Origin of the sequence: Streptomyces sp. NPDC088350 (genome assembly GCF_044753545.1) — a bacterium.
In the GTDB taxonomy this organism is placed as follows: domain Bacteria; phylum Actinomycetota; class Actinomycetes; order Streptomycetales; family Streptomycetaceae; genus Streptomyces.
Genome location: NZ_JBIVNL010000002.1, coordinates 312006 through 338524, shown reverse-complemented (window position 1 = coordinate 338524; position 26519 = coordinate 312006). Strand labels below are relative to the sequence as shown.

General features: G+C 70.4%; 19 protein-coding genes. 8 read left to right on the top strand and 11 right to left on the bottom strand.

Features of this window, described 5'->3' with window-relative positions:
• The first annotated feature begins 97 nt into the window (after positions 1 to 97).
• The 5 genes from ACIQBL_RS06770 (at position 98) to ACIQBL_RS06750 (ending at position 6701) form a co-directional block, all read left to right on the top strand.
• The gene (locus tag ACIQBL_RS06770) at positions 98 to 766 is read left to right on the top strand and encodes a DUF3000 domain-containing protein (RefSeq protein ID WP_401937629.1); all 669 of its coding nucleotides are present in this window, start codon (positions 98 to 100) and stop codon (positions 764 to 766) included.
• 236 nt (positions 767 to 1002) lie between these two features.
• Positions 1003 to 1665 carry a response regulator transcription factor gene (locus ACIQBL_RS06765; RefSeq protein ID WP_030605794.1) on the top strand — a complete coding sequence of 221 codons (663 nt, stop codon included), beginning with the start codon at positions 1003 to 1005 and terminating at the stop codon, positions 1663 to 1665.
• Positions 1666 to 1820: 155 nt separating this feature from the next.
• Positions 1821 to 3098, top strand: coding sequence for an HRDC domain-containing protein (locus ACIQBL_RS06760; protein ID WP_401937626.1), 1278 nt, complete (start codon positions 1821 to 1823; stop codon positions 3096 to 3098).
• Positions 3099 to 3348: 250 nt separating this feature from the next.
• Positions 3349 to 4566: a thiolase family protein gene (locus ACIQBL_RS06755; RefSeq protein WP_401937623.1), complete on the top strand. Its 1218-nt coding sequence runs from the start codon at positions 3349 to 3351 to the stop codon at positions 4564 to 4566.
• Positions 4563 to 6701 (top strand): 3-hydroxyacyl-CoA dehydrogenase NAD-binding domain-containing protein, encoded by a 2139-nt coding sequence (locus ACIQBL_RS06750; RefSeq protein ID WP_401937620.1) that lies wholly within the window; start codon positions 4563 to 4565, stop codon positions 6699 to 6701. The genes ACIQBL_RS06755 and ACIQBL_RS06750 overlap by 4 nt, the downstream gene beginning before the upstream one ends.
• A gap of 84 nt (positions 6702 to 6785) precedes the next feature.
• On the opposite strand, the gene ACIQBL_RS06745 is transcribed toward ACIQBL_RS06750, so the two are convergent.
• From ACIQBL_RS06745 to ACIQBL_RS06725, 5 genes are all read right to left on the bottom strand, one after another.
• Positions 6786 to 8756: a PIG-L family deacetylase gene (locus ACIQBL_RS06745; protein ID WP_401937617.1), complete on the bottom strand. Its 1971-nt coding sequence runs from the start codon at positions 8754 to 8756 to the stop codon at positions 6786 to 6788.
• A gap of 32 nt (positions 8757 to 8788) precedes the next feature.
• Positions 8789 to 11659 (bottom strand): stealth conserved region 3 domain-containing protein, encoded by a 2871-nt coding sequence (locus ACIQBL_RS06740; protein ID WP_401937614.1) that lies wholly within the window; start codon positions 11657 to 11659, stop codon positions 8789 to 8791.
• Complete coding sequence (locus ACIQBL_RS06735) at positions 11656 to 12630, bottom strand: hypothetical protein (RefSeq protein WP_401937611.1); 975 nt, start codon at positions 12628 to 12630, stop codon at positions 11656 to 11658. The genes ACIQBL_RS06740 and ACIQBL_RS06735 overlap by 4 nt, the downstream gene beginning before the upstream one ends.
• Complete coding sequence (locus ACIQBL_RS06730) at positions 12627 to 14447, bottom strand: stealth family protein (protein ID WP_401937609.1); 1821 nt, start codon at positions 14445 to 14447, stop codon at positions 12627 to 12629. The genes ACIQBL_RS06735 and ACIQBL_RS06730 overlap by 4 nt, the downstream gene beginning before the upstream one ends.
• A 252-nt stretch (positions 14448 to 14699) precedes the next feature.
• A complete protein-coding gene (locus tag ACIQBL_RS06725; RefSeq protein WP_401938902.1) occupies positions 14700 to 15812 on the bottom strand; it encodes a hypothetical protein in 1113 nt (370 codons plus the stop codon).
• Between the two features lie 270 nt (positions 15813 to 16082).
• On the opposite strand from ACIQBL_RS06725, the gene ACIQBL_RS06720 reads away from it, so the two are divergent.
• Both ACIQBL_RS06720 and ACIQBL_RS06715 read left to right on the top strand, forming a co-directional pair.
• Entirely contained in the window at positions 16083 to 17171 is a 1089-nt protein-coding gene (locus tag ACIQBL_RS06720; RefSeq protein WP_401937607.1) for an LCP family protein, read from the top strand.
• A 52-nt stretch (positions 17172 to 17223) separates the two neighbouring features.
• Positions 17224 to 17682 carry an FG-GAP repeat domain-containing protein gene (locus ACIQBL_RS06715; RefSeq protein WP_401938899.1) on the top strand — a complete coding sequence of 153 codons (459 nt, stop codon included), beginning with the start codon at positions 17224 to 17226 and terminating at the stop codon, positions 17680 to 17682.
• A gap of 66 nt (positions 17683 to 17748) precedes the next feature.
• Here ACIQBL_RS06715 and ACIQBL_RS06710 read toward each other — a convergent pair whose 3' ends face one another.
• A complete protein-coding gene (locus ACIQBL_RS06710) occupies positions 17749 to 18768 on the bottom strand; it encodes a hypothetical protein (protein ID WP_401937605.1) in 1020 nt (339 codons plus the stop codon).
• Positions 18769 to 18836: 68 nt separating this feature from the next.
• On the opposite strand from ACIQBL_RS06710, the gene ACIQBL_RS06705 reads away from it, so the two are divergent.
• Positions 18837 to 19208: an NTP pyrophosphohydrolase gene (locus ACIQBL_RS06705; RefSeq protein ID WP_401937603.1), complete on the top strand. Its 372-nt coding sequence runs from the start codon at positions 18837 to 18839 to the stop codon at positions 19206 to 19208.
• A 73-nt stretch (positions 19209 to 19281) separates the two neighbouring features.
• Here the strand turns inward: ACIQBL_RS06705 and ACIQBL_RS06700 are convergent, their stop codons facing one another.
• From ACIQBL_RS06700 to ACIQBL_RS06680, 5 genes are all read right to left on the bottom strand, one after another.
• Complete coding sequence (locus tag ACIQBL_RS06700) at positions 19282 to 20805, bottom strand: amino acid permease (RefSeq protein WP_401937600.1); 1524 nt, start codon at positions 20803 to 20805, stop codon at positions 19282 to 19284.
• 147 nt (positions 20806 to 20952) lie between these two features.
• A complete protein-coding gene (dxs, locus tag ACIQBL_RS06695; RefSeq protein ID WP_401937597.1) occupies positions 20953 to 22881 on the bottom strand; it encodes a 1-deoxy-D-xylulose-5-phosphate synthase in 1929 nt (642 codons plus the stop codon).
• A 193-nt stretch (positions 22882 to 23074) separates the two neighbouring features.
• Positions 23075 to 24394: a sugar ABC transporter permease gene (locus ACIQBL_RS06690; protein ID WP_401937595.1), complete on the bottom strand. Its 1320-nt coding sequence runs from the start codon at positions 24392 to 24394 to the stop codon at positions 23075 to 23077.
• Positions 24391 to 25179 carry an ATP-binding cassette domain-containing protein gene (locus tag ACIQBL_RS06685; RefSeq protein ID WP_401937592.1) on the bottom strand — a complete coding sequence of 263 codons (789 nt, stop codon included), beginning with the start codon at positions 25177 to 25179 and terminating at the stop codon, positions 24391 to 24393. The genes ACIQBL_RS06690 and ACIQBL_RS06685 overlap by 4 nt, the downstream gene beginning before the upstream one ends.
• A gap of 209 nt (positions 25180 to 25388) precedes the next feature.
• Positions 25389 to 26480 carry a sugar ABC transporter substrate-binding protein gene (locus ACIQBL_RS06680; protein WP_401938896.1) on the bottom strand — a complete coding sequence of 364 codons (1092 nt, stop codon included), beginning with the start codon at positions 26478 to 26480 and terminating at the stop codon, positions 25389 to 25391.
• Positions 26481 to 26519: the final 39 nt, after the last annotated feature.

Sequence of the window (26519 nt, the reverse complement as noted above, 5' to 3'; positions counted from 1 at the left end):
GTCTCGCACGGCGGCAGAAGGCGATTACACGGTGTGCGGAACGGAAGAGCGGGTGTCTAGTCCCGCACGATGCCTCCGTTCCCCTTAATCTTCCCGCATGGCTGCGGCTCAGGGACGACTGTCGGACGGCGCTGACGGAATGGACGACTCCAAGGAGGGGGACCGGGATGGGGGCGGTACGGCTCCGCCGGCTTTCCAGGCCGCGGTCCAGGCCCTGCGGAACAGTCGGCTGCGACCGCAGATCGAGATCGAGCCGACGCCGGCGCCGCAGCGGCTCGCCCCCTACGCGTACGCGCTGGAGGCCGCGGTCGTCGACGGCGACCAGGACCTGGCCGACGGCCGGCTGGTGCTGCTGCACGACCCGGCCGGGCACGACGCCTGGCACGGCACGTTCCGGCTGGTGACGCTGGTGCGCGCCGAGCTGGAGCCGGAGATGGCGGCGGACCCGCTGCTGCCCGACGTGTGCTGGTCGTGGCTGACCGGCGCGCTCCAGGCGCGCGGACTGACGTACGGCGAGCCGAGCGGCACCGTGACGCGGGCCGGCTCCCACTACTTCGGCGGGCTGTCCGAGCGCCCGTCCGCGTCCCAGATCGAGATCCGTGCCTCGTGGACGCCTCGCGAGGGGCTCGGCGGTGTCCCGGACACGGCGGCGCATCTGGCCTCCTGGTGCGATCTGCTGGCCCAGGTCGCGGGCCTGCCGCCGGCGGGTCCGGGCGACGCGTCCATCGTCACGCTGCCGCAGCGCCGGGGACCGCAGTCACGCTGAGCCTTACCCGAGGCACACCGAGGTCTTACCCGTCCTTGCGGTGTCTTTGTCGATACGGCCACTTTCCATCACAACCAGGCCCTCGAACGGACCGTTTCGTTCACCGAACGATCGACAGTGTGTCCGAATTGCACTCATTGCTACTCACTAAATCGTGATCTTTCTCTAAAGGACCGCGGGTTTGCTGCCGAAGACGACTGTGACCTTGAAAGTCGTCCCACACCCCAGGAGGCCTGGTGTCCGTTCTCCTCGAGCAGCCCGCAAGCCTGGTCGCCTACCGCCCGAACAAGCCGACCGCCATGGTGGTCGTGGCCGACCCGCGCGTCCGCTCCACCGTCACCCGCCACCTGTGGGCGCTCGGTGTGCGCGACGTCATCGAGGCCTCGTCCGTCGCGGAGGCTCGTCCCCGCATCGGCAACCCCCGCGACATCTGTGTGGCAGACGTCCACCTTCCCGACGGCTCCGGCCTCACCCTGCTGTCCGAGACCAGAGCCGCAGGCTGGCCCAACGGCCTGGCCCTGTCCGCCGCCGACGACATCGGTGCCGTGCGCAACGCCCTCGCGGGCGGCGTCAAGGGCTACGTCGTCACCGGCACCCGCACCAATGTCGGGCTCCCCACCCGACCCGGCGCCGCCCCCATCGGCTCCGCCGCCGCCCGTATGCACCGCCGCCCCCCGGGTTCCCCGAGCCACCCGGGTGGCTACCGCGAACTGTCCGGCCGCGAGGTCGAGGTCCTGCGCCTGGTCGCGGAGGGCCAGTCGAACAAGGCGATCGGCGTCTCCATGGGCCTGTCCGCACTGACCGTCAAGAGCCACCTCGCCCGCATCGCCCGCAAGCTCGGCACGGGCGACCGCGCCGGCATGGTCGCGGTGGCCCTGCGCACCGGAATCATCCACTGACCCGTCCCGGAACCACGTCCCCGCACCCCCTTCCCACTCCCCCGCCGAGCCGTGAACCGGATCTTTCACTTACCTGACTGGTTTACGACCCCCAGACGCCCGTCGACGGAACGTTCCGTCGGCGGGCGTTGTCCATACACGGATACCCTTGACAGGTGACCGACGCCCAAGAAACCGCAGCAGACAGCTCACTGCGAACCACCGGAGGCGCCCCTCCGGACGACGTCGAACCGGCGCCGATCCCTTTGCTCGAACCCCGCGAGGGCATTCCGCCCGTGATCGCCGACGAGGACTCCCTCGCCGAGGTGATCGCCGCCTTCGCCGCGGGCACGGGCCCCGTCGCCGTCGACGCCGAGCGCGCGTCCGGCTACCGCTACGGCCAGCGGGCCTATCTGGTGCAGCTGCGCCGTGAGGGCGCGGGCTCCGCACTGATCGATCCCGTCGCCTGCCCCGACCTGTCGGGCCTGGGTGAGGCCGTCTCCGGCGTCGAGTGGGTACTGCACGCCGCCACGCAGGACCTGCCGTGTCTGCGCGAGATAGGCATGGTGCCGACGCGGTTGTTCGACACCGAGCTGGCCGGGCGGCTCGCCGGATTCCCGCGGGTCGGTCTGGGCGCGATGGTCGAGAACGTCCTCGGTTTCGTCCTGGAGAAGGGGCACTCCGCCGTCGACTGGTCCACCCGCCCGCTGCCCGAGCCGTGGCTGCGGTACGCGGCCCTGGACGTCGAACTCCTCGTCGACCTGCGGGACGCCCTGGAGAAGGAGCTGGACCGCCAGGGCAAGCTGGACTGGGCCCGCCAGGAGTTCGACGCGATCGCGGCGGCGCCGCCGGCCGAGCCCCGCAAGGATCCGTGGCGTCGTACGTCCGGGATGCACAAGGTACGGCGGCGCCGGCAGCTCGGTGTCGTACGGGAGCTGTGGCAGACGCGGGACCGGATCGCGCAGCGGCGGGACGTGTCGCCGGGGAAGGTGCTGTCCGACGCGGCGATCGTGGAGGCGGCGCTTGCGCTGCCGCTGGATGTGCAGGCGCTGGCGGCGTTGAACGGGTTCGGGCATCGGATGGGGCGGCGGCAGCTGGAGCAGTGGCAGGCGGCCGTCGATCGGGCCAAGGCGCTGCCCGACTCGGCGCTGCCGCAGCCCGGGCAGCCGGTTACCGGGCCGCCGCCGCCGCGTGCCTGGGTCGACAAGGATCCGGAGGCCGCGGCTCGGTTGTCCGCGGCGCGCGCCGCGGTGTCCGCGGTGGCCGAGGGGCTCAACATGCCTCAGGAGAACCTCATTGCTCCGGACACGGTGCGGCGGGTGTGCTGGGAGCCGCCGAAGAGTGTGGACGCGGAGTCCGTGGGGGCCGCGCTTGCCGGGTACGGGGCTCGGGCCTGGCAGGTGGAGCAGGTGACGCCTGCCTTGGTGGACGCGTTGACCGCCAAAGCGCCGTAAACGTTCCTGTTTGGTCGCGAGTGCGGGTGCGCTGTGGCTGGTCGCGCAGTTCCCCGCGCCCCTTCAGGGCCGCCTCAGACGGTCCGGGGTACGTCGAGATCACGCCAAGATCCGTGACGTGGCGATGTGACGTTCGCCGCTTGGGGCCCCGGGACTGGGCAGCTTGGTTACCCACAAGTAGCATGGTTCCTGAGCGCGCGCTCAGCGCATCGCGGCAGTGCCGATCCCGCACCCTGGAGGAGAGCCAATCGTGCCTCGTACCGTCAGGGATGTCGTCTTCGTAGACGGCGTCCGTACCCCGTTCGGCAAGGCGGGCCCGAAGGGCATCTACCACGAGACCCGGGCCGACGACCTCGTCGTGAAGGCGATCCGGGAGCTGCTGCGCCGCAACCCCGGTCTCGACCCCGCGAAGATCGACGAGGTCGCGATCGCCGCGACCACGCAGATCGGTGACCAGGGGCTGACCCTGGGGCGGACCGCGGGCATTCTCGCCGGGCTGCCGCAGTCGGTGCCCGGTTACTCCATCGACCGCATGTGCGCGGGCGCGCTGACCGCCGTCACGACCACCGCGGGCTCCATCGCCTTCGGTGCGTACGACGCCGTCATCGCCGGCGGTGTCGAGCACATGGGCCGCCACCCGATGGGCGAGGGCGTGGACCCGAACCCGCGGTTCGTGAGCGAGAAGCTGGTCGACGACTCCGCGCTGTTCATGGGCATGACGGCGGAGAACCTGCACGACCGCTACCCGACGATCACCAAGCAGCGCGCCGACGAGTACGCCGTGCGCTCGCAGGAGAAGGCCGCCAAGGCGTACGCCAACGGCAAGATCCAGCAGGACCTGGTGCCGATCTCGGTGCGCAACACCAACGAGCAGGTGGGCGAGACCGGTTGGGGTCTCGTCACCGCCGACGAGCCGATGCGTCCGGGTACGACCCTGGAGAACCTGGCCGGGCTGAAGACGCCGTTCCGGGTGCACGGGCGGGTCACCGCGGGCAACGCGGCCGGGCTCAACGACGGTGCCACCGCGTCGATCATCGCGAGCGAGGACTTCGCCCGCGAGAACAACCTGCCGGTGAAGATGCGCCTCGTCTCGTACGCCTTCGCGGGCGTCGAGCCGGAGGTCATGGGCTACGGCCCGATCCCGGCGACGGAGAAGGCGCTCGCCAAGGCGGGCCTGTCCATCGAGGACATCAACCTCTTCGAGATCAACGAGGCCTTCGCCGTCCAGGTGCTGGCCTTCCTGGAGCACTACGGCATCGCGGACGACGACGAGCGCGTCAACCAGTACGGCGGCGCGATCGCCTTCGGTCACCCGCTGGCCTCCTCGGGCGTGCGCCTGATGACGCAGCTGGCCCGCCAGTTCGAGGAGCAGCCGCACGTCCGCTACGGCCTGACGACGATGTGCGTCGGCTTCGGCATGGGCGCCACGGTCATCTGGGAGAACCCGCACTTCGAGGGGGACAAGTGAGCACCACCACCGAGCTTCTGAAGGGTGCGGCCGAGCTGTTCCCGGACGAGGTCGTGACGTCCGCGCACGTCCGCCACCTCGAACTGCCGTACGGCGCTGGGCGGTTCGCGCTGATCACGCTGGACAACGGCTTCGACCACACCAAGCCGACCACCTTCGGCCCGGCCTCGCTGGCGAACCTGAGCACCGCCATCGACCAGGTCGAGAAGGAGGCGGCGGCCGGCGAGATCGTCGGTGTCGGCATCACCGGCAAGCCGTTCGTGTTCGCCGTCGGCGCGGACCTGAAGGGCGTAGAGCTCCTCAAGAACCACGACGACGCGCTCGCCATCGGCAAGGGCGGCCACGAGGTCTTCAAGCGCCTCGCGGACATCGCGGTACCGACCTTCACGTACTACAACGGCGCGGCCATGGGCGGCGGTGTCGAGGTCGGTCTGCACTGCGAGTACCGCACGGTGTCGAAGCACATCGCGGCCTTCTCGCTGCCCGAGGTCTTCCTCGGCCTCGTCCCCGGCTGGGGCGGCTGCACGCTGCTGCCGAACCTGATCGGCGCGGAGAAGGCCGTCTCGGTGATCATCGAGAACAGCCTCAACCAGAACAAGCAGCTCAAGGGCCAGCAGGTCTTCGACCTCGGGATCGCGGACGCGCTCTTCGAGGGCGCGGACTTCCTGGAGCAGTCGCTGATCTGGACGGCGAACGTCCTCAAGGGCGAGATCAAGGTCGAGCGTCCGGCGATCGACCGCGGCGAGGCCTGGGACCAGGCCGTCGCCAAGGGCCGTTTCGTCGCGGACTCCAAGGTGCACGGCGCGGCTCCGGCCGCCTACCGCGCGCTCGACATCGTCGAGGCCGCGAAGAACGGCGACCTCCAGCAGGGCTACGACGCCGAGGACCTGGCCCTCGCCGACCTCATCATGGGTGGCGAACTCCGCGCCGGTATCTACGCGTTCAACCTCGTCCAGAAGCGCGGCAAGCGTCCGGCGGGCGCCCCCGACAAGTCGCTCGCGCGTCCGGTCACCAAGGTGGGTGTGGTCGGCGCGGGTCTGATGGCCTCGCAGCTCGCCCTGCTCTTCCTGCGCCGTCTCGAAGTGCCGGTCGTCCTCACGGACATCGACCAGGAGCGCGTCGACAAGGGTGTGGGCTACGTCCACGCCGAGATCGAGAAGCTGCTGAGCAAGGGCCGGGTGAACCAGGACAAGGCCAACCGCCTCAAGGCCCTGGTGACCGGCGTCCTGGACAAGGCCGAGGGCTTCTCCGACGCCGACTTCATCATCGAGGCCGTCTTCGAGGAGATCGGCGTCAAGCAGCAGGTGTTCGCGGAGGTCGAGGCGGTCGCCCCGGCGCACGCGATCCTCGCCACGAACACCTCCTCGCTGTCGGTGAGCGAGATGGCGTCGAAGCTCAAGAACCCCGAGCGGGTCGTGGGCTTCCACTTCTTCAACCCCGTAGCGATTCTGCCCCTGTTGGAGATCGTGCGCGGCGAGCAGACGGACGACGCCTCGCTCGCGACCGCGTTCGCGGTGGCCAAGAAGCTGAAGAAGACCGCCGTGTTGGTGAAGGACGCCCCGGCGTTCGTCGTCAACCGCATCCTCACCCGCTTCATGGGCGAGATCCAGAACGTCATCGACGAGGGCACGCCGGTGGCGGTCGCGGAGAAGGCGGTCGAGCCGCTCGGCCTGCCCATGTCCCCGCTGGTCCTGCTGGAGTTGGTCGGTCCGGCCATCGGGCTGCACGTCTCGGAGACCCTCAACCGGGCCTTCCCGGACCGCTTCACGGTCTCCCCGAACCTCGCGGCCGTCGTCAAGGCGGGCAAGCGCGGCTTCTACGTCTACTCCGCCGAGAACGGCTTCAAGCCCGAACTCGACCCCGAGGTCGCCGCGTTGCTCCAGCAGGGCGACTCCGTGCTGACCGAGGAGCAGGTCCGCGACCGGGTCCTGGACGCGGTGGCGCAGGAGATCGGCCTGATGCTCGACGAGGGTGTCGTCGCCGAGGCGCAGGACATCGACCTGTGCCTGATCACGGGCGCCGGCTGGCCCTTCCACCTGGGCGGCATCACGCCGTACCTGGACCGGGAGGGTGTGTCGGAGCGGGTGAACGGGAAGGCGTTCCTGGCGCCGGGTCTGGCGAGCGTTCCGGCGTAACGACCGTCGTACGGACGTGACTTGATGGGGGCCTCCGCTTTCGGGCGGGGGCCCTCCGTCGTTCTCACGGTGGTCGGCACGGTCTCAGCCGACCACCTGCCACGGCCCGAACTCCGTTGATCCGGGGGCCACTTGGCGGGAAAGGGCAAGTCGTGCGTCGGGGCCCAGGACCGCGATGGTGGCCCGGCCCAGCGCGTCGAAGGCGGCAGCGGGTGCTCCGGTGATCACACCGCCCAGGGCCGTCGTGGGCAGCTCCCGCCAGGGCTCGTCGCCCGGAAGAAAGCGACAGGCGACCCCGCCGAGGTCTCCACGGGTGACGAGGAGCGTGCCGGTCTCGGGCGCGGGCGACGCCGCCAACGCGATCGCGCCGAAGCCGCCGGGGCCACCGACGGTCGCGGCCGGCTTGGCCCATCGGCCACCGGGAGCGTCCTCCTGTGCCATGAGCAGGCGGCCCGTCTCCGGCTGCCGGTAGACGGTCATGACCTGACCGCCCGGCTGTACGACGCCTGCGACCGGCCCGGCCGGCACGCTCAGCCGGAACCGGGGCGCCCTGGTGAGCGGTTCGTCGAGGGAGTTCTGGGCCCAGTGGAAGACACCGTCGCGGCTGGCCGCGAAGACCTCGACGTGGCCGTTGGCCGCGGTGAGCGCGGTGAGCCCCTCCTGCAGGTCGTGCCCGCGCAGATCGGTCCATTCGCTCCAGGATCCGTCGGTCTCCTGGACGCGGGTGTGCAGTCCCTGCCCCGCGTTGCGCGCGAAGAGGTGCAGCCGGCCCTTGCCGTCCCTGGTCACGACCGGGCCGCCGAGGTGGCGGTCGCGGTGCGGGATACCCGCGGAGGGGTTGCCCAGCGTGACCCAGCCGGGGAACACACCGTCGGGTTCGGCCTGTTCGAGCAGCACGATCTCCCGGGCGTGCCCGTCGTCGGCGGCCAGGTGGGAGAGACGTTCGGCGAAGACCTGCCAGCGGCCGTCCGGTGTGAGGTTCACGGCGAGGCCCGGTGCCAGCGGGCCACCGCCGAGGAAGAAGGGGCCACGCCACTGGTCGGACCCCGGCTGCGCCTCCAGCCAGACCGCGGCCTGCTGGTTGACGACCGCGAAGGCGGCCAGCCGGCCCCGCCGGTCGGCGAGCAGCCAGTTGGCGCCGGCCGGATGGCGCGGGGCGGTGCTCTGCACCCAGCCCGTCCGCCGCGAGGTGAACGCCAGGGCGTAGTCCCCGCTGCCGGCCGGGTCGCCGCTGTCGTATCCGTCGGCCGCGCCGTAGACGTTGAGGAAGTAGTCCTTCAGCGAGACGGCCCGGGGGCTGAGGTTGTGCGGCCAGCGTTCGTTGTAGTAGCCGCGGTACGACTCGACGGCGAAGGTCCGGTTCTCGGCGGGCCCGTGGTAGCGGTCCAGCGCGAGCCAGGTGAACAGCGCGGTCGCGGTGTGGTCGCAGTGGTCGGAGAGGTCTCCGTGGTCGTGCCGCTGGGGAAACGTCTCGTTGTGCGCCAGCCGGTCGGGGTCCGGGTCCATGGTGCGCACCAGCGTCGGCCGGACGAGGTCCATGATCTGGACCAGGGTGTCCACCAGGCCGGTCCGCGTGTACCAGTACGTCTCGGGCACGAGGCCGCCGGTGGGGACCAGGGTGGGAACCTGCTGGACCTCGTCGCGCCACAGCACGTGCAGGCTGCGCGGCGGCCCCTCCGGGGTGCCGTGCTGGCGGATGTTGAGGAAGATCAGGGTCACCCAGGGGGCGTCGGCCAGTGTGCACGCCTCCGCGATCGCACCGCCCGCCGTGGCCAGGGCGGCCGGGTTCCAGGCGGCGGTACGGTCGCCGAGGACCATGGCGGCGTACGCGGACTTCAGACCGTTCTGCCGTGCCCTGCCGTAGGCTTCCCGGTCCTCGGCGACCGGTCCGGTCTGTCCGGGCCGGGGATTGCGGCCGTCGGCGTCGCCGTTGGTGAGGCAGACCGTGGTGGTGCGAGTGCCGGCCCTGAGCCCCTGGAACACGGCCGGGTTCATGAAGTACAGGTCGTCGTCGGGGTGCGCCACGATCTGCAGCACGGAGGCGGGACTGTTCACGGTGGTGCTCCTCCGGGCGGGAACGGATGGGGTCACAGCGGCCATCCCGGCAGATAGCCCGCGTGGGCCCGCTGGTTGCGGGGGGATCCGGTCTCGAACTGGCTCGGCACCGGGAAATAGCTGGGCAGGAACGCGGCGAGGATGGCGTCCTGCTCGTCCTCGGGGACGTCTCCGTCGTGGTAGTCGTTGAGGCAGAACACGTCGTGCGGGCGCACGGAGAGGATCCGGTTGAGCCGGGCGGCGTGGTCGCTGAGGCCGACGTTGACGAATCCGCAGGAGATGCTGCCGGGCACGCTGCGCAGGGTGTGGAAGCCGAAGTAGTGGTGCAGCGAGGAGGCGACGGAGATGTCGCCGTGGCTGCGCAGCCTGCTGGCCGCGGTGACCTGGACGGCGCCCTGGTAGCGCTGTTCGATGTCGGCGAGCACCCCGCGCCGCAACGGGTGCGGTGCGTGCAGGAAGCTGTGCACCAGGGTCTGCCCGAAGTCCCGCTCGATCAGGGCCCGGTTGTTCTTCGCGGCGCTGATGTTGAACTCGTCGGCGGTGGACGTGTCGGCCATCGGCACGGCGGTGGGCGACATGAAGTGCTTGGCCTGGCCGTTGCCGAGGAAGAACATGTCCGGCTGCACGGTCCGCCCGACGAACACGTCGTCGTTGAAGTAGAGGAAGTGCTCGGCCAGGCCCTCGATGTGGTGCAACTGGCTTTCGATGGCGTGCGAGTTGTACGTCGGCAGCGCACCCCCGGTCCCGAAGATCTCCGTGTGGTCCACCACCCGTACCCGGGGATGGGAGCGGTCCAGCCAGTGCGGGACCTGCCGGTCGGTGACGATGTAGATGTTCCGGATCCAGGGGGCGTACATGTCGATGGACCGCAGGGAGTAGCGCAGTTCGTCGCGGTCCCGGAACCGCGCCGCGCTGGTCGCCGCGTCCTCCGTGGCCATGCCCAGCTCGGCCAGGACGGCGTTCTTGCGCTCCAGCCAGGCGACGTCGGCGCCGTCGACCCAGGTGTACACGGCGTCGACGGGGAAGGGGACGTCGCCGTGCAGGGTTCGGGTGAAGGGGTCGATCGTCGGGTACGACCGGCCGCCCAGGGTGAGGTTTCCGCGGTACATGGCGCTGTTGGGCACGCGGTCGCCGATACGGGTGCGGGCGGGCGCCAGCAGGTGGGTGCCGTCCTCGGGGTCATGGTCCCAGAAGGAGACGGTGCAGCCGTAGACGGCGCCCAGGCGCAGGATGCGCGACGGGGAGACCACGCTCTGGTACACGCGCAGACCCGAGGAGGGCGAGTCGGCGTACGGGGCCGCGAACGAGGCGAGGACGGTGGCCACCGTCTTCTGTCCCTCGTTGAGCACGGCCGCGTAGACGGCGTCCTGGGCATAGCGCTCGGCGACGGCCTTGAAAACGGCTTCTCGGTGCACCGCGTGCACGGCGACGGTGTGCCGCACCAGGGTGTCGCGGACCACGAGATAGGGGATGTCGGCCGCTTCGAGCGCGTTCGCGACCAGGGCCAGGTTCTGCTGGACCACGTCCCACGGGGACTCCCAGTCGAGGAGCCGGCACACCTGACCGCCGTCACTCACCAGGTCGCGCCGCTTGAGCAGGCGTTCCTCCAGTGCCCGCTGGTCGGAGGTGCGCACGGTGGTGGCCGGGGCGGGGACCGCGGCGGGGACGATGCCCTCGGCACCGCCGTAGTAGGCGTGCACGGCCTGGCGTTCGGCCCTGGCCACGGCACGGCGGCCGGTGTCCCGCTCGGCGACGAGTTCGTGGAGGATCCGCTCCCAGTGCGCGGTCACCACGGCGGGCGCGAACCGGTTGACGGAGGCGAGGGCCGCGGCGCCCATCCGCTGCCGCAGTTCGCCGTCCTGGATGAGGAACATCAGGGCCGAGGCCAGGGCGTCGGTGTCGCCGGGCGGGACGAGGACGCCGGTCTGCCCGTCTATGACCACTTCCCGGGGGCCGTTGGGCGAGTCGTAGGAGACCACCGGGACGCCTGCGGCGTGCGCCTCCGCGAGGACCAGGCCGAAGGCCTCGTTGCGTGAGGTGAGGGTGGCGATGCTGGCCTTGGCCCACTCCTCCGCGAGGTGTGGGGAGTTGCCGTTGAGCTGGACGCAGTCGTGCAGTCCGAGCGTGTCGATCTGTCGGCGCAGGGCGCCGCTGAGCGGGCCGTCGCCGAAGATCCGCAACTGCCAGTCCGGGTGGTGGCGGGCCACGGTGGCCCAGGCGGTGACGGCATGGTCGATCTGCTTCTCGGCCACGAGCCGGCCGGCGATCACGACGGTACGGGTCTGCAGGGTCGAGCGGGGCCGGAAGCCGCTGGGCAGGGCGTTGGGCACCACCTCCAGCCGGGGCGCCGCGTCGCCCAGGGTCTCGGCGAACCAGTCCCGGGTGCGTTCGCTGAGCACGGCGAGCGCGTCCAGCCGGGCCGCGTAGCGGCGCAGTGGTTCGCCGCTGGTGCCGCGCAGTTCGGAGACCCGGTGCTCCTGGTGGACGGTGATGACGTGGGCCGGGACCAGGTGCACGGCGAGCGCCATCAGTGCCGGGGTGGTGGTGATCAGGACGTCGGTGTCGGTGTCCTGGAGGGCGAGCTCGAGTTCGAGGTCGGCGAGCCGGTTGAATGCCGACTCCCACGACCGGTCGACGATCTGGCTGGGCTGCGCGGCGAGTCCGGCCCACACCGGGTCGTCCACGGTGGTCGCGCGGGTGGGGCGGGGGGTGCGTGCGGTGAGGTCGACCAGATAGTCGACGCGGACCCGCTCGTCCGGGGTGAAGAACTGGGCCGGCTTGCTCTTGAAGACGCTGAGCACCCGCACGTCGTGGCGGGCGGCGAGTTCCGACGCCTGGTTGAACACCGCGCGTTCGGTGCCGCCCACGGCGTCGGCCGTGGTCAGCAGGAATGTGATCTTCATCGGTCGGTTCGGCCTGCCTCGGACATGCGCGTGCAGGTGACTCGGAGATTCCCTGCGGGGGTGTAGCGCGGTTGGACGATCAGGGGCGGCCGGCCCTGCGGAGTGATGGCGATGCTGCGCATGGCGAAGACGCGCAACGGGTTGCGTACGTCGTGCAGTCGGCGCCCCAGACGCATGGACCGGCCGTCGCGGTCGTGCAGTTCGATGTCCCAGTGCTCGGGCCGTGCTCCGCGCGGGGTCATCCGGTCCAGGGGTACGTCGACCCGGAAGCCGCCGCCGCCGTCCGCGGTGACGGGCTGCTCGAACCGGCGTCCGGAGGCGAGGAACTCGGCCCACGGCTGGTCGGTCGTGACGCCCAGCACCCGGAAGTCCACGGTGACGCCGGCATGGGTCAGCCGCACCTTGGTCACCTCGGCGGCGGGCCGGACCCCGGCGCTGATCACCCGGGCGCTGCCGCGCACGGAGCGACCGAGCCGGTGTCGTTCCCCGGTCACGGGGGACGCCGCCATGGGCTTGGTCGGACCTTCGTAGGGCACCGGCGGCTGGAGCAGCAGCAGGGACAGCGAGCGCTTCCTCCGCCCGGTGTGCAGGCGCAGTCGCAGCCGCCAGCGCCCGGTGGTGACGGGTACTCCGCCGACCTCCGCGCCCAGCAGGACGGCGGCGTCGACCAGTGCCTCGCCGGCCGGGCCCTCGTAGACGCGGGCTTCGACGGCATGGCGGCGCCGGCCGCGCCGTACCAGGATCTCGGCCCGCTCGGGCAGTCCCGCGGACGGCGGGAGTCCGGCGTGCAGGTTCACCGTCTGGCCGTCGAGGATGGCGGCGTAGTGCAGTCGGGCGGCACGGCGGCGGCGCAGCGGGATGAAGACGCCGAGCATGAGCCGGTCGCGCAGGGCGCGGACGCGGGCGCGCGGACGGCGTGGTCGAGCCGCTCCGCCCGTTGGTCCGGCGGAGCTCTGGGGGCGGGAGGTCATGAGCCGACGCGCCCCAGTTCGGCGACGCGCGGCGCGGACCGCGGTGCGGGGATGCCGGACGCGGTCTCGAAGGGGCCGAGCACCGGGAAGTAGGCCTCCAGAAACGTCTCCACCATGCGGTTCTGGGCCTCGGGGTCGGCGGCGGTCACGGTGTCGTTCATGCAGAAGGTGTCGAAGTTGCGCCGCGCCAGCAGGCTGTTGAGCCGGCGCTCGGCCAGGTCGTCGGCGAGGTCGACGTAGACGTAGCGGATGTCGCCGACCGTGGCCCGCGCCGAGTGGTAGGCGTAGTAGTGGTGCAGCGAGGAGGCGATGGGTACGTCGCTGGGCGAGCGGAAGCGGGAGTGCTGGGTGACCCGGTGGGCCTTGTCGTAGACCTGCTCGATCTCGGCCAGGATGCTGCGCCGCAGCGCGTGCGGGGTGTGCTTCATCTTCTGTGAGATGACGGTCCCGAAGTGCTGGGCGATCAGACCGCGGCTGTTCTTGCCCGCCGCGTTGACGGGGAGGTCCTCGGTGCTCGCCCGGCCGGACGGGATGAGGGCCTTGGACTGGAAGAACTTGGTCAGTCCGTTGGGGTGGAAGAAGTGGCCGGGCTGGACCGGGCGGCCGAAGAACACGTCGTCGTTCAGGTACAGGAAGTGCTCCGAGAGGTCCTGGATGTGGTGCAGCTGGCTCTCGATGGCGTGCGAGTTGAAGGTCGGCAGCGCGTACGGGTCCGAGAAGATCTCCCGGTGGTCCACCACCCGGATGCCGGGGAAGTCGGTGTTCAGCCAGGCGGGGACCTGGCCCGCGGTGACGAGGAAGATGTTGCGCACCCACGGGGCGTACTGGTGGATGGAGCGCAGCGAGTACTTCAACTCGTCGCGGCTGGTGAAGCGGGAGTCGTTCGCGGCCTGTTCGTGCAGGTTCCCGGTGTGCCCGCCGTCGAGCTCGCGCCGGAACGCGTCCCGGCCGGCGCTCCACACCGGGTCGGAGTCGTCGACCCAGGTGTAGACCACGTCGATCGGGAACAGGTGGTCGTCGGGGAGCGCGGCGGCGAACTCGGGCAGGGTGCGGGCGTGGCCTGTGGCGTAGACGGCCGGAACAGGACTGAATCGTTTCTGTTCGGTCCAGCAGCGGCCCGCGTCCACCGCGACCTCGGTCATCACCCGGTTGGCGCGCGGCGCGACGAGTTGCCCGTCCCGCTCCTCCCAGAACTCCAGGTCGCAGCCGGACTCGCGGCCGAAGACCAGGTTCCCGGAGGGGTCGCAGACGTACCAGGCCAGGCGCAGCACCCGCTGGTCGCGCAGCCCTCGCCAGCTCGCGGTGAGAGCGCCGGGCCGCATCTGACCGGGCGAGACGGTACCGACATGGCCGGAGCCGTCCTCGCACTCCGTCCGCAGGGCGGCCTCCAGCTCCGGGCGGAGCCGGGCCGGTACCGCGACGCACGGCACATTGGCCGAGGTGCCCCGTACACAGAAGTAGTCGATCCCGGCCTCTTCCAGGACCGCGACGAGGAGGTGAAGGTTGCGGGCCCGGGCGGCCCAGGCCGTGGCTCCGGGCACCTCCAGGGCACGCAGGTGCCGGCCACCCACGCGGACGACCCTCATCCACCCCTCTGTGGTGTGGCGGCTCCCCTTGCGACCGCCGCCCAGCGCCCGGACCACCACCGCGGACCGCACGGCGTCGGCGGAGGCCAGCGAGCGCTTCACCGAGGTACGCAGCGGACTCGGCAGACGCCGGACGATCTTGCGGCGCGCCCCCACCGGCACCAAAGATCGATATGTCGACACGAACGCGTTCGCCTCGGGATTGTTGAGGCTCACCTGTTTCCGCACCATCCAAGTCGTGGCCGGGGTCGACCCCCGGCGGCTTTTCCCCACCCTGACCGGCTGCCGCACCCCCTGTGCGACCACCGCTGAACCAGTAGATCTGACCAAATATTTACCGAAGTCACACTTGCGGCTTACCCGAGTCTTACTGATTAGACAGAATGTTTACATCTGATGCGCGACCTGTCCAGGAGCAATCGGTTTCTGCGAAACCTCTGTCGCGTATGCCACATCCGTGAGGACGCTTCACCGGGCGACCGGTCAGGCGCGCGCCCAGTCCGAGAAGACCAGTCCGGGTTCCGGGGTCTGCCGCCCCACGTACAGAGCGCCTTCCGCGTCGAAGACGGCGAGCACCACGCGCCCCCGGGCATCGTGCGCCAGGGCGGGCGTGCCCAGACAGGACCTGGCGGTGCCGCTCCACCACAGCCCCGACGCCTCGGACTCCGTGCCGCACACACCGACCAGCACCTCTCCGGACGCGCCACGATGCGCGATCACCGTGCAGTCGTAGCCGTCGAGGACGGTGCGCAGCACCGCGTTGCCGCCCTCCCCGGGCGTGCCGCCGAGCGCGACCGGCCAGCCGCCGGGCCGGTGGCACAGCAGACCGGAGCCGGTCGGATCGGTCCACACATGGGTGAGCCGGCCGGGCGCGGTCTCCAGCGCGGCGGCGGAGCCGGGCAGCGCTCCGGGACGGATGTCGTACGACCGCCGCGGCACCGCCCCGGGTTCCGGCTGCGCCCAGTGCAGCACACTCTCCCCGGCCGGGGCGAACACCTCGATCCGGCCGTCCGACGTGGCCGTCGCGGTCACCCCGTCCTGGACGTCGGTGCCCTTCAGGTCGGCCCAGGGCTCCCACTTGCCGCCCCTGCCCTCCCGGCGCATCATCAGGCCGCCGCCCGCGTTCCGCGCGAAGACGTACAGGTCACCGCCCGCGTCCACGGCTCCGGCCGGCACACCCAGCCTGCGCGCCCGCTCCGGTTCCCGGTGCGGATTACCCAGCGAACGCCACTCGGTGACGGGCCGCCCGGACTGGTACTGGATCGCGTGGACGACCTCCACGTCGGCGGACCCGTCGGCCCTGCGCCGCTCCCGCCGTCCAAGGAAGTGGACGTACGCGTCCACCCCTTGGACAACGGCGAGGTGGGTCAGGTCGGCGACCGCGAAGAAGTCCGGCCCCGACCAGCCGGAGCCGCCGGGGTCGGTCTCGGTCCAGCGCAGCAGGCCTCCACGCGTCGGCGCGTACGCGCTGAGCCGGCCGTCCCTGCCGTGCACCAGCCATGGACCCGAGGCCGTACCCGTCACCCTGGACGCCGGGGCGACGGCGGGCGCGGGGGAACGGCGTCGCTGTTCCCCACGTGCGGAACGACCCCGCATCACCATGACGGACTCTCCCTGAAGACGTGCCCGACCTCGACGCGGGGACCTGAAATTCGCCACATCATATGCATGGCACCTACACTCCCCGGGCTCGGACAGCGGGCCCGCCGTCCGTGCGGGAACGGCCACAGCACCCGGCGCCACCTCGAATCGGCGACGTGAACGTGATGTGGATCACTGAAGTACAACGTAAGTCGCCTGTCACCGGTCTGTCCGATCGCCCCAGTAGTTTCAGCCCCGGCACGCACCAGACGAGGACAGCACCCGATGACGACCCCTGCCGTCGACAGACCGAGCGGAACGCACCGCCCCTCGCGAAGCGGTACGCCGCGCCGTCGGCGCCGCACCGGCCGCTGGATCCTGCTCTCCCTGGCCGTCCTGGTCCTCGCCGGAGCCGGTACCGCGTACTGGCTCTACAGCGGTATCGACGGCAACATCAAGCACGTCGACATCGACAAGGCGATCGGCGACGACCGGCCGGAGAAACTGCCCACGTCGGGGCAGAACATCCTGATACTGGGCTCGGACTCCCGCGCCGGCGCCAACGCGAAGCTGGACAACGCCAAGGTGTCCGGGGCCCGTTCGGACACCGCGCTGGTGATGCACATACCCGAGGGCCGCAAGAAGGCCGTCGCGATCAGCATCCCCCGCGACACCCTGGTGACCCGCCCGGAGTGCACCAGGGCGAACGGCTCCACGGTCGCCTCGGCGAAGCGCGTGATGTTCAACTCCATCTACTCCCAGGTCGGTCCGGCCTGCGTGGTGAAGACGGTCGAGCAGATCTCCGGGGTCCGTATGGACCACTACGTCGAGGTCGACTTCGCCGGCTTCAAGGACCTGGTGGACGCGATAGGCGGCGTGACCGTCACCGTCGACCAGGACATCCACGACACCTCCAGCGGCCTGAACCTGACCAAGGGCACCCACAAGCTGAACGGCACCCAGTCCCTCCAGTTCGTCCGCACCCGGCACGGCATCGGCGACGGCAGCGACCTCGGCCGGATCGGCCTCCAGCAGAAGTTCATGCTGGCCCTGCTCACGGAGATCCAGAAGCAGGACCTGCTGGGCAGCCCGGTCAAGGCCTACAAGATCGCCGACCAGCTCACCGCCGCGCTGACCACCGACTCCGACCTCGCCTCCCTCACCAAGCTCGCGGAGTTCGGCCGCAGCCTGAACGGCGTCAACCCGTCCACCATGGAGACGATCATGCTCCCGGTGTCGTACGACAAGATCGACCCGAACCGGGTCGTCGCGGCGGAGCCGCAGGCGTCGACGCTGTGGAAGGCGGTGCGCACCGACTCGACGATTCCCGAGTCGGCGAAGAAGTCACCGGCCACGGGCGGGACTTCGTCCTGACGGGACGGAACCCCCAGCGGTACCAGGGACATCATGAGGGGGCAACCGCGGCCTGTCGCCCGCCGGTTGGCATGTCGCGAGCGCCGGAGACCTTGACGGTGACGGCGTCCCCGACCTCGTGGTCCGTGATACGGGCGGCCTCTGCCTGTACCCCGGCGACCCGACCGCCACCGCACCCGCCCTGGCGACCACCGTGCCGGTCCACCTGAGCGCCGCCGACTGGAGCGGCCTCGACGTGCTCGCCCCGGGGGACGCGAACGGCGACGGCGCCCCGGACCTCTGGGCCCGCGACCGGAGCACCGGCACGCTGTGGCTGTACCCGGGCACCGGCGCCCTCGGCTCCCGCGTCGCGGTGGCGGGCGGCACCTGGACGGCGGCGCACCGCCCGCTGGTCGCCGCCGGTGACGTCGACGGCGACGGCCGCCCGACCTGTGGACCACGACCGCCGCCGACACGGCGAGCGCCCTGCTCTTCCACCCCGGCACGGCCGGTGGCCTCGGCGATCCGGTGACGGCGGGCACGGGTGGCCTGCAGTGGATGCTGCGCATGGGCCGACCGGTGTGCACGAGCCGAGCGCTCAGACCTCCCGCCACGCCTCCAACGCCAGCCCCGCCTCCTCCTTCCGCCGCGTGACCAGGAGTTGACCGGTCGACGGCGACACCGTCGCGGCGGCCACCCGCCCGTCCTCGTCCAGGGTGAGCGAGACCTCGGCGTCCACCGGGAGTTGGGGGCCCGACTCGGTCCACCAGGCGCCCGCGGACTCCTGCTCCGTGGGGTACGCGGCGAAGGCGACCCGGCCGCCGGCCGAGCGCTGGGCGAGCAACGTGCAGTCGTGGCCGTCGAGTTCGCAGCGGACGGCGGAGACCGGGCCGGGGCCCGCGGAGGGGAGGAGGGTGATCGGCTTGGTGCCGGGGCGCCAGGCGCAGAGGTCGCCGGAGTCGTCCGTGCAGAAGAGGGTGGTGTTCTCCGGGGAGGTGGCCACGGCGCGGAGCGTGCCGGGGCGGATGCGGGCCTCCATCGCCTCCTCCAGCACCGGTTGGCCGCCCGGTTCCGCCTGGCGCCAGTGCAGGATCGCGCCGGGCACCGCCGCGTACAGCTCGACCGTGCCGGACTCCCCCGTCACCGCGGCCAGGTCCTCGTGGACGGCGCTCCCCTTGAGGTCGCGCCAGGGTTCCCAGCCGCCCTTCTCCTTCTGGGCCAGCATGCTCACCCCGCCGCCCGCGTTGCGCACGAAGACATGGGCCCGGCCCTCCGCGTCGACCGCGACCGCCGGTACGCCGGTGCGGTCGCCCTTCTTGTCCGGGTGGCCGATCGGGCTCCAGTCGAGGGCCGCGAGCCGGGGGCGGAAGTGCGTGGAGTGGACCAGCCCGGACTCGCCGGCCGCCGTGGGGCGCCAGGACACCAGGTGGGCGTAGCCGTCCGCGCCCTGGCCGATGCCGAGCGACCCCGGGTGCAGCCTCTGGTCGCCGCCCACCGTGCGCGGGGCGCTCCAGAGGCCGCCGGGGCCACGCTCCGCCCGGCACAGGACGGCGTCGTCCGAGGGCAGATACACACTGAGCCGGCCGTCACGGCCGCGGAGGAGCCAGTCGCCGTTCACCGGTTCACTGTAATCGGGGCGGGTGCTTCCGCGCCGGGCGCCCCTGCCCCGCGTGCGACCCTTGCGCCATGGACGAGGACACTCCCCTGCTCGTGATCGTCGACGGCGCGAATGTCGTCGGTTCGGTGCCCGACGGCTGGTGGCGGGACCGGAAGGGTGCCGCCGAGCGCCTGCGCGACCGGCTCGCGAGCGACGGTCTGCCCGGCCGCACCGACCCCGTGGACCTCGTCCTCGTCGTGGAGGGCGCGGCCCGTGGAGTGGCGTCCGTGCCGGGTGTACGAGTGGACTCGGCACCCGGCAGCGGCGACGACCGCATGGTCGAACTGGTCGCCGGGGCCGCCGGCCGCCGTTGCCTGGTGGTCACGGCGGACCGTGAACTGCGGCGCAGGGTCACGGAGTTGGGCGCGGAGGTCGCGGGGCCACGCAGCGTACGGGGCTGACGTGTACGTCAGTCGGCCCGGTAAGTCCCCTCGCGGAGCGGGACTTACCGGGCCGGACGGCCAACTGGCGTGCCTACGAGGCGTTTCCGGTCGGCGGTGCGGTGGACGCGCCCGCCTCCGCCGCCTGTTGCAGGCCGAGTCGGCTGTGCGTGCGGCCGTAGACGAAGTAGACGACGAAGCCGATCGCCATCCAGATGGCGAAGCGGAGCCAGGTTTCGGCGGGGAGGTTGAGCATCAGCCAGAGGGAGGCCAGGACCGAGACGATCGGGAGGGCCGGGACCCACGGGGTGCGGAAGGCGCGGGGCAGGTCGGGGCGCTTGTTCCTGAGGATGACCACGCCGATCGCGACCACGATGAAGGCGAACAGCGTCCCGATGTTGACCAGTTCGGCGAGTTCGCTGAGGCTCGTGAAGCCCGAGACGATCGCGATGATCACGCCGAGGAGGATGGTCGGGCGGTACGGGGTGCGGAAACGCGGGTGGACGTGGGAGAAGAAGCGGGGCAGCAGTCCGTCGCGGCTCATCGCGAAGAACACGCGGGCCTGGCCGAGCAACAGAATCATGCAGACCGTTGTCAGGCCGATCGCGGCGCCGAAGCTGATCAGGCCCGCGAACCACGGGTGACCGGTGGCCTTGAACGCGTCGGCGAGCGGCGCGTCGATCGACAGTGAGCTGTACTTCTGCATACCGGTCACGACGACCGCGACGGCGACGTACAGCGTGGTGCAGATGACCAGTGAGCCGAGGATGCCGCGGGGCACGTCCCGCTTCGGGTTGCGGGTCTCCTCGGCGGCGGTGGCGACGACGTCGAAGCCGATGAAGGCGAAGAAGACCACGGACGCGGCGGTGAAGATGCCCATGACGCCGAAGTTGGAGGGCGCCCAGCCGAACATCAGCTGGATCAGCGGGGCTTTGAGGTTGCCGCCCGCCTCGACCGACTGCGACGTGGGGATGAAGGGCTTGTAGTTGTCGCCCTTGATGAAGAAGGCGCCGGCGACGATCACCACGAGGACGACGGCCACCTTGATGGCGACGACGACCGAGGTGACCCGCGCGGAGAGCTTCATGCCGAGGACGAGGATCGCGGTGAGGACGAGGACGAGCGCGGCGGCGAGGATGTCGAACCCGAAGCCGTGGGCGCCGTCCCGGCCGCTGAGCGCCTCGGGCAGGTGCCAGCCCGCGTTGTCCAGCAGCGAGTGGATGTACCCGGACCAGCCGACGGCCACCACCGCCGTGCCGAGGGCGAGTTCGAGGACCAGGTCCCAGCCGATGGTCCAGGCGGGGAGTTCGCCGAGGGAGGCGTACGAGAAGGTGTACGCGGAGCCCGCCACCGGGACCGTGGAGGCGAACTCGGCGTAGCAGAGCGCCGCGAGGGCACAGACGACGCCGGCCACGACGAAGGACAGGGCCACCGCTGGGCCGGCGGTGTTCTTGGCGGCCGTGCCGGTGAGGACGAAGATGCCGGTGCCGATGACGACACCGACGCCGAAGACGGTCAGATCCAGGGCCGAGAGGGACTTTCGGAGCGCGTGCTCCGGTTCCTCGGTGTCCTTGATGGACTGTTCGACTCTCTTCGTCCGGAAGAGGGTGCTGCTCACGGGTGTACCTCCCACGCTTGGCGTCCTCGACATGATCGAGAGGGGGCGATGTGCGTATGCCCCGACGCGGGCGGGTTCACGCGAACGGGCCGCTTCCACCACTGCAAAGAGTGGTGGAAGCGGCCCGTCCGGCGGCGCGGCCGTGCCTCAGTCGCGTGCGGACTCCACCGAGTCGACCTCCGCCGTGGGGCGGTCGAACCGGCCGTCCAGCTTCGAGACCAGGCCGGTGACCTGGCGGGCGATGTCCGGGGCGGTGAGGCCGATCTCCGTCATGACCTCGGCGCGGGAGGCGTGGTCGAGGAAGCGCGGCGGGATCCCGAAGTCGCGCAGCGGGACGTCCACGCCCGCGTCGCGCAACGCCTGCGCGATCGACGAACCGACGCCGCCGACACGGGAGTTGTCCTCGACGGTGACGACCACCCGGTGCTGCTCCGCGAGCGGGGCCATGGCCTCGTCGACGGGCTTGACCCAGCGCGGGTCGACGACGGTGGTGGTGATGCCCTGCTTGTCGAGGAGGGCGGCGATCTCCAGGCACATCGGCGCCAGCGCGCCGACGGAGACCAGCAGGACGTCCGGGGCGTCGGTGCCGGGCGCGCGCAGCACGTCCATGCCGCCGATCCGGCCCACAGCCGGTACGGCCGGGCCGACCGCGCCCTTGGAGAAGCGGACCACGGTCGGCGCGTCCTTCACCTGGACGGCCTCGCGGAGCTGGGCGCGGACCTGCTCGGCGTCGCGCGGGGCGGCGAGCCGCAGCCCGGGGACGACCTGGAGGATCGACATGTCCCACATGCCGTTGTGCGAGGCGCCGTCGGTACCGGTGACGCCCGCCCGGTCCAGTACGAAGGTCACACCGCACTTGTGGAGAGCGACATCCATCAGGACCTGGTCGAAGGCACGATTCAGGAATGTGGCGTACACCGCGAACACCGGATGCAGACCGCCCGTGGCGAGGCCCGCGGCCGATACGGCCGCGTGCTGCTCGGCGATGCCGACGTCGTAGATGCGGTTCGGGAAGGCGTCCGCGAACTTCTTCAGGCCGACGGGCTGGAGCATTGCCGCGGTGATGGCGACGATGTCCTCGCGCTCCTGGCCGAGGGCGACCATCTCGTCGCCGAAGACGGAGGTCCAGTCGGCGCCGGAGGCCTTGATCGGCAGGCCGGTGTCGGGGTGGATGGGGCCGATGCCGTGGAAGCGGTCGGCCTCGTCCTGGAGGGCGGGCTGGTAGCCGCGGCCCTTCTCGGTGAGGACGTGCACGATCACCGGGCCGCCGAACCTCTTGGCGCGGGCGAGCGCGGACTCCATCGCCTCGATGTCGTGGCCGTCGATCGGGCCGACGTACTTCAGGCCGAGGTCCTCGAACATGCCCTGCGGGGCGATGAAGTCCTTCAGGCCCTTTTTCGCCCCGTGCAGCGTCTCGTAGAGGGGCTTGCCCACGACCGGGGTGCGCTCCAGGAGGTCCTTGCCGCGGGCCAGGAAGCGCTCGTAGCCGTCGGTGGTCCGCAGGGTCGCCAGGTGGTTCGCGAGGCCGCCGATGGTCGGTGCGTACGAGCGCTCGTTGTCGTTGACGACGATGACGAGCGGGCGGTCCTTGGCGTCGGCGATGTTGTTCAGCGCCTCCCAGGCCATACCGCCGGTCAGCGCGCCGTCACCGATCACCGCGACCACGTGGTCGTCGCGTTTCAGCACCTGGTTGGCCTTGGCGAGGCCGTCGGCCCAGCCGAGGACCGTCGAGGCGTGCGAGTTCTCGATGACGTCGTGCTCGGACTCGGCCTGCGAGGGGTAGCCGGAGAGGCCGCCCTTCATCTTCAGCTTCGAGAAGTCCTGGCGGCCGGTGAGCAGCTTGTGGACGTAGGACTGGTGGCCGGTGTCCCACAGCACCCGGTCCTTCGGCGACTCGAAGACGCGGTGCAGGGCGATGGTCAGCTCGACCACACCGAGGTTCGGGCCGAGGTGGCCGCCGGTCTTGGAGACGGCGTCGACGAGGAAGGTCCGGATCTCCCCGGCCAGCTGGTCCAGCTGCTCCAGGCTGAGCCGGTCCAGATCGCGCGGTCCCCTGATGCGGGTCAGCAGCGGCACCCGTGCCTCCTTGCAGTAGAGCTGATCGAGCTGTTGCCGGGCTTGTCGAGTCTAATGTTCCGCCTTCGCGGACCGCGCCCGGGCTCTGCGTCATACGTCACGCGATCGGCTGTACCCAAGAACAGCCATTCCTACGACATGACTGTGCCCGGTACCGCGTTCGGTACCGGGCACTGGTCGAGAAGGGCGCAGGTCAGCCGCGGCCGGCGGCCTTCTGGCTCTTGCGGGACACGGAGTCGATGACGACCGCGCCGAGCAGGACGCCACCCGTGATCATGTACTGGATCGACGTGTTCATGTTGAGCAGGTCGAGGCCGGTCTGGATCGACTGGATGACGAGCATGCCCAGGAGGGCGGACCAGACGGTACCGCGGCCACCGAAGAGGCTCGTACCGCCGATGACCGCCGCCGCGATGGCCAGCATCAGGGTGTTGCCGCCACCGGCGTTGAGCGTGGCGCTCTGCGTCTGGCCGGCGAAGAACATACCGCCGACCGCCGCGAAGCCGCCGGAGATGGCGAACACGGTGATGCGGATCATCGGCACGTTGATACCGGCACGGCGCGCGGCCTCGATGCCGCCGCCGACCGCGAAGACCTTGCGGCCGTACGGGGTACGACGGAGCACGAAGTCCACGATCACCAGCGAGGCGAGGAAGATCACCAGCGCGTTGGAGACACCGGCCGAGGAGTTCAGCACGTACGCCGTGACGAACGCGGCCACGGCGAGCAGACCGACCCGCAGCCCGATCTCGCTGGTGGGCCGGAACGGCACCCCGGCGGCCTTGCGGCGGCGCTGGTCGACGAGCGAGCCGAAGAGCAGGGAGCCGACGCCGAGGGCGGCGAGGATGTAGGCACCGGCGATCGACTGGTTCATGAAGAACGAGCTCTGACCGAAGAGGTGCACCGGGCCGTTGTCCGGGATGTTGATGGTGCCGCTCGAACCGAGCAGCCACAGCATCAGACCGTTCCAACCGAGGAAGCCGGCCAGTGTCACGACGAACGCCGGTACGCCGATCCTCGCGAAGAAGAAGCCGTGCAGTGCGCCGATGCCGACACCCGTCACGACGGTCAGGATCAGGGCCAGCCAGCCGTTCATCCCGTGGTTGACCACGAAGACGGCGAACAGGGTGGACGCCAGACCGCTGACCGAGCCGACGGACAGGTCGATCTCGCCGAGCAGCAGCACGAAGACCAGGCCGATGGCGAGCATGCCGGTGGCCGACAGGTAGTAGCTGATGTTGGACAGGTTGTCCGCGCTCAGGAACCGGCTGTTCTGCACCTGGAAGATGATGCCGATGGCGATCAGGCCGGCGACGACCGGCAGCGAGCCGAGTTCACCGCCCTTGACCTTGCGCTTGAACTCGGTGATGTAGCCCTTGAAGCCCTCTTCGCGGACCAGCAGACGCGGGTCGACGACGGTGGCGGCACCGGCCGCCGCCGTGGGGTCCTCGGCCGACGGCGCGGTGGTCGGTTCCACCGCGTCCTTCTTCACGGTATTGGACGTGTCGCTCACTTTGCCGCCTCCGTGCTGCGCACCGCACGACGGGTCACGGCGTTGTCCGTGGCACCGGTGATCGCGGCGATGATCGTTTCCTGACTGGTGTCCTTCACCGGGAAGGATCCGTTGTTCTTGCCCAGGCGCAGCACGTTGACGGTGTCGGCGACCGCCTTGACGTCGGCCATGTTGTGGCTGATGAGGATGACACCGAGGTTGCGCTCGCGCAGCCGCTCGACCAGGTCGAGGACCTGCGCGGTCTGCTCGACGCCGAGGGCGGCGGTCGGCTCGTCGAGGATGACGACCTTGGGGTCACCGATCAGCGCGCGGGCGATGGCGACGACCTGCCGCTGACCGCCGGAGAGGCTGGCGATCGGGATCCGCACGCTCGGGATGCGGATGGAGAGAGTGCTCAGCAGCTCGCGGGAGTTCTTCTCCATCGTGACCTCGTCGATGACGCCGCGGTGGAGCAGCTCACGTCCGAGGTAGAGGTTGCCGACGACGTCGAGGTTGTCGCACAGCGCGAGGTCCTGGTAGACCGTCGCGACGCCGAGTCCCTGGGCGTCGTGCGGCTTGGTGATGCTGACCGGGTTGCCCTCCCATTCGATGACTCCTTCATCGATGGGGTGCACTCCGGCGATGGTCTTCACCAGGGTGGACTTTCCTGCGCCGTTGTCGCCGACCAGTGCGACGACTTCTCCGGCGTGGACCTCCAGCTCTACGTCGGTGAGGGCCTGCACCGCACCGAATCGCTTGGAGACTCCGCGCAACGCCAGCACGGGCGTAGCGGACACGTGAACCATCTCCTTCGCCGCCTGACCGGCGGGGATGCCGCGCTTGTCAAAAGCCGCGGAGGGTTGTGCCTAGGCACAGATTTACAAGATGAACATGCGCATGGCCGATGCCAGTTGGCAACGGCTGGGTGCGCGTGGGTTCCGTTCGGCGCCCGCCCCACAGCGGGGTTGGAAGGTGGGGCGGGCGCCGAAGGGGCTTTGTCACCGCTGGGCGGTGGTTACGACAGACCGGCCGCCTTGCACGCCTTGGCGTAGTCGGCGGTGCAGATCTGCGCGACGGTGTAGAGACCGTCCTTGACGACCGTGTCCTTGATGTTGGCCTTGGTGACCGACACCGGGACGAGCAGCTGCGAGGGCACCTTGTTGCCGGAGCCACTGGTCTGGGTCGTGGTGGCGAGCGAGGAGATGCTCTTGCCCTGCGCCAGGTCCACGGCGAGCGTGGCAGCGGCCTCGGCCTCCGGCTTGAAGGCCTTGTAGACGGTGCTGGACTGGGTACCGGCGACGATGCGCTGGATACCGGCGAGCTCCGCGTCCTGGCCCGTCAGCGGGATGCCGCTGATGCCGGCGCCCTTGAGGGCGGTGGCGATACCGCCGGCCATGCCGTCGTTGGCGGAGTAGACGCCCGCGATGTTCTTGGCGCCGAGCTGGGTGATGGCCGCCGTGACCTTCTGGTTGGCGACGGTGTCCTTCCACAGGCCGGACTGCTCGTAGGCGATGTCGACCTTGCCGTCGAGGGCCTCGTGGGCGCCCTTCTTGAACATCGCGGCGTTCGGGTCGGCGTCGTCACCGTTGATCATGACGATCTTGGACTTCGTGGTGGCCTTCGAGCCCAGGGAGGTGAGGAGCGCCTCGCCCTGGAGCTTGCCGACCTCGACGTTGTCGAAGGAGACGTACGCGGAGACCGGGCCCTGGGCCAGACGGTCGTACGCGACGACCTTGATGCCCTTGTTGACCGCCTGCTGGATCGAGGACTTGATCGCGGCGGAGTCCTGGGCGCTGATCACGATGACCTTGACGCCCTTGGTGATCATGGTGCTGACCTGCTGGGCCTGGGTGGCCGCGCTGGCGTTGGCGTTGGCGTACTGGACGCTGCAGCCGGAGCAGAGCTCCTTGACCTTCGCCTCGAAGTACGGCTTGTCGAACTTCTCGTACCGAGCGGTGACGCTGTCGGGCAGGAGCAGGCCGATCGAGGCGTTCGTACCGCCCGAGGAGCTGGAGTTGCTGGACGACTTCTTGTCGCCGGCCTTGCCACAGGCGGCCATCGAGACGGCCATCGAGACGGCGATGACAGCAACGGCGGCACGACGCATACGCGTATTCACTTCAGAAACCTCCCTGACGAGGCCGCG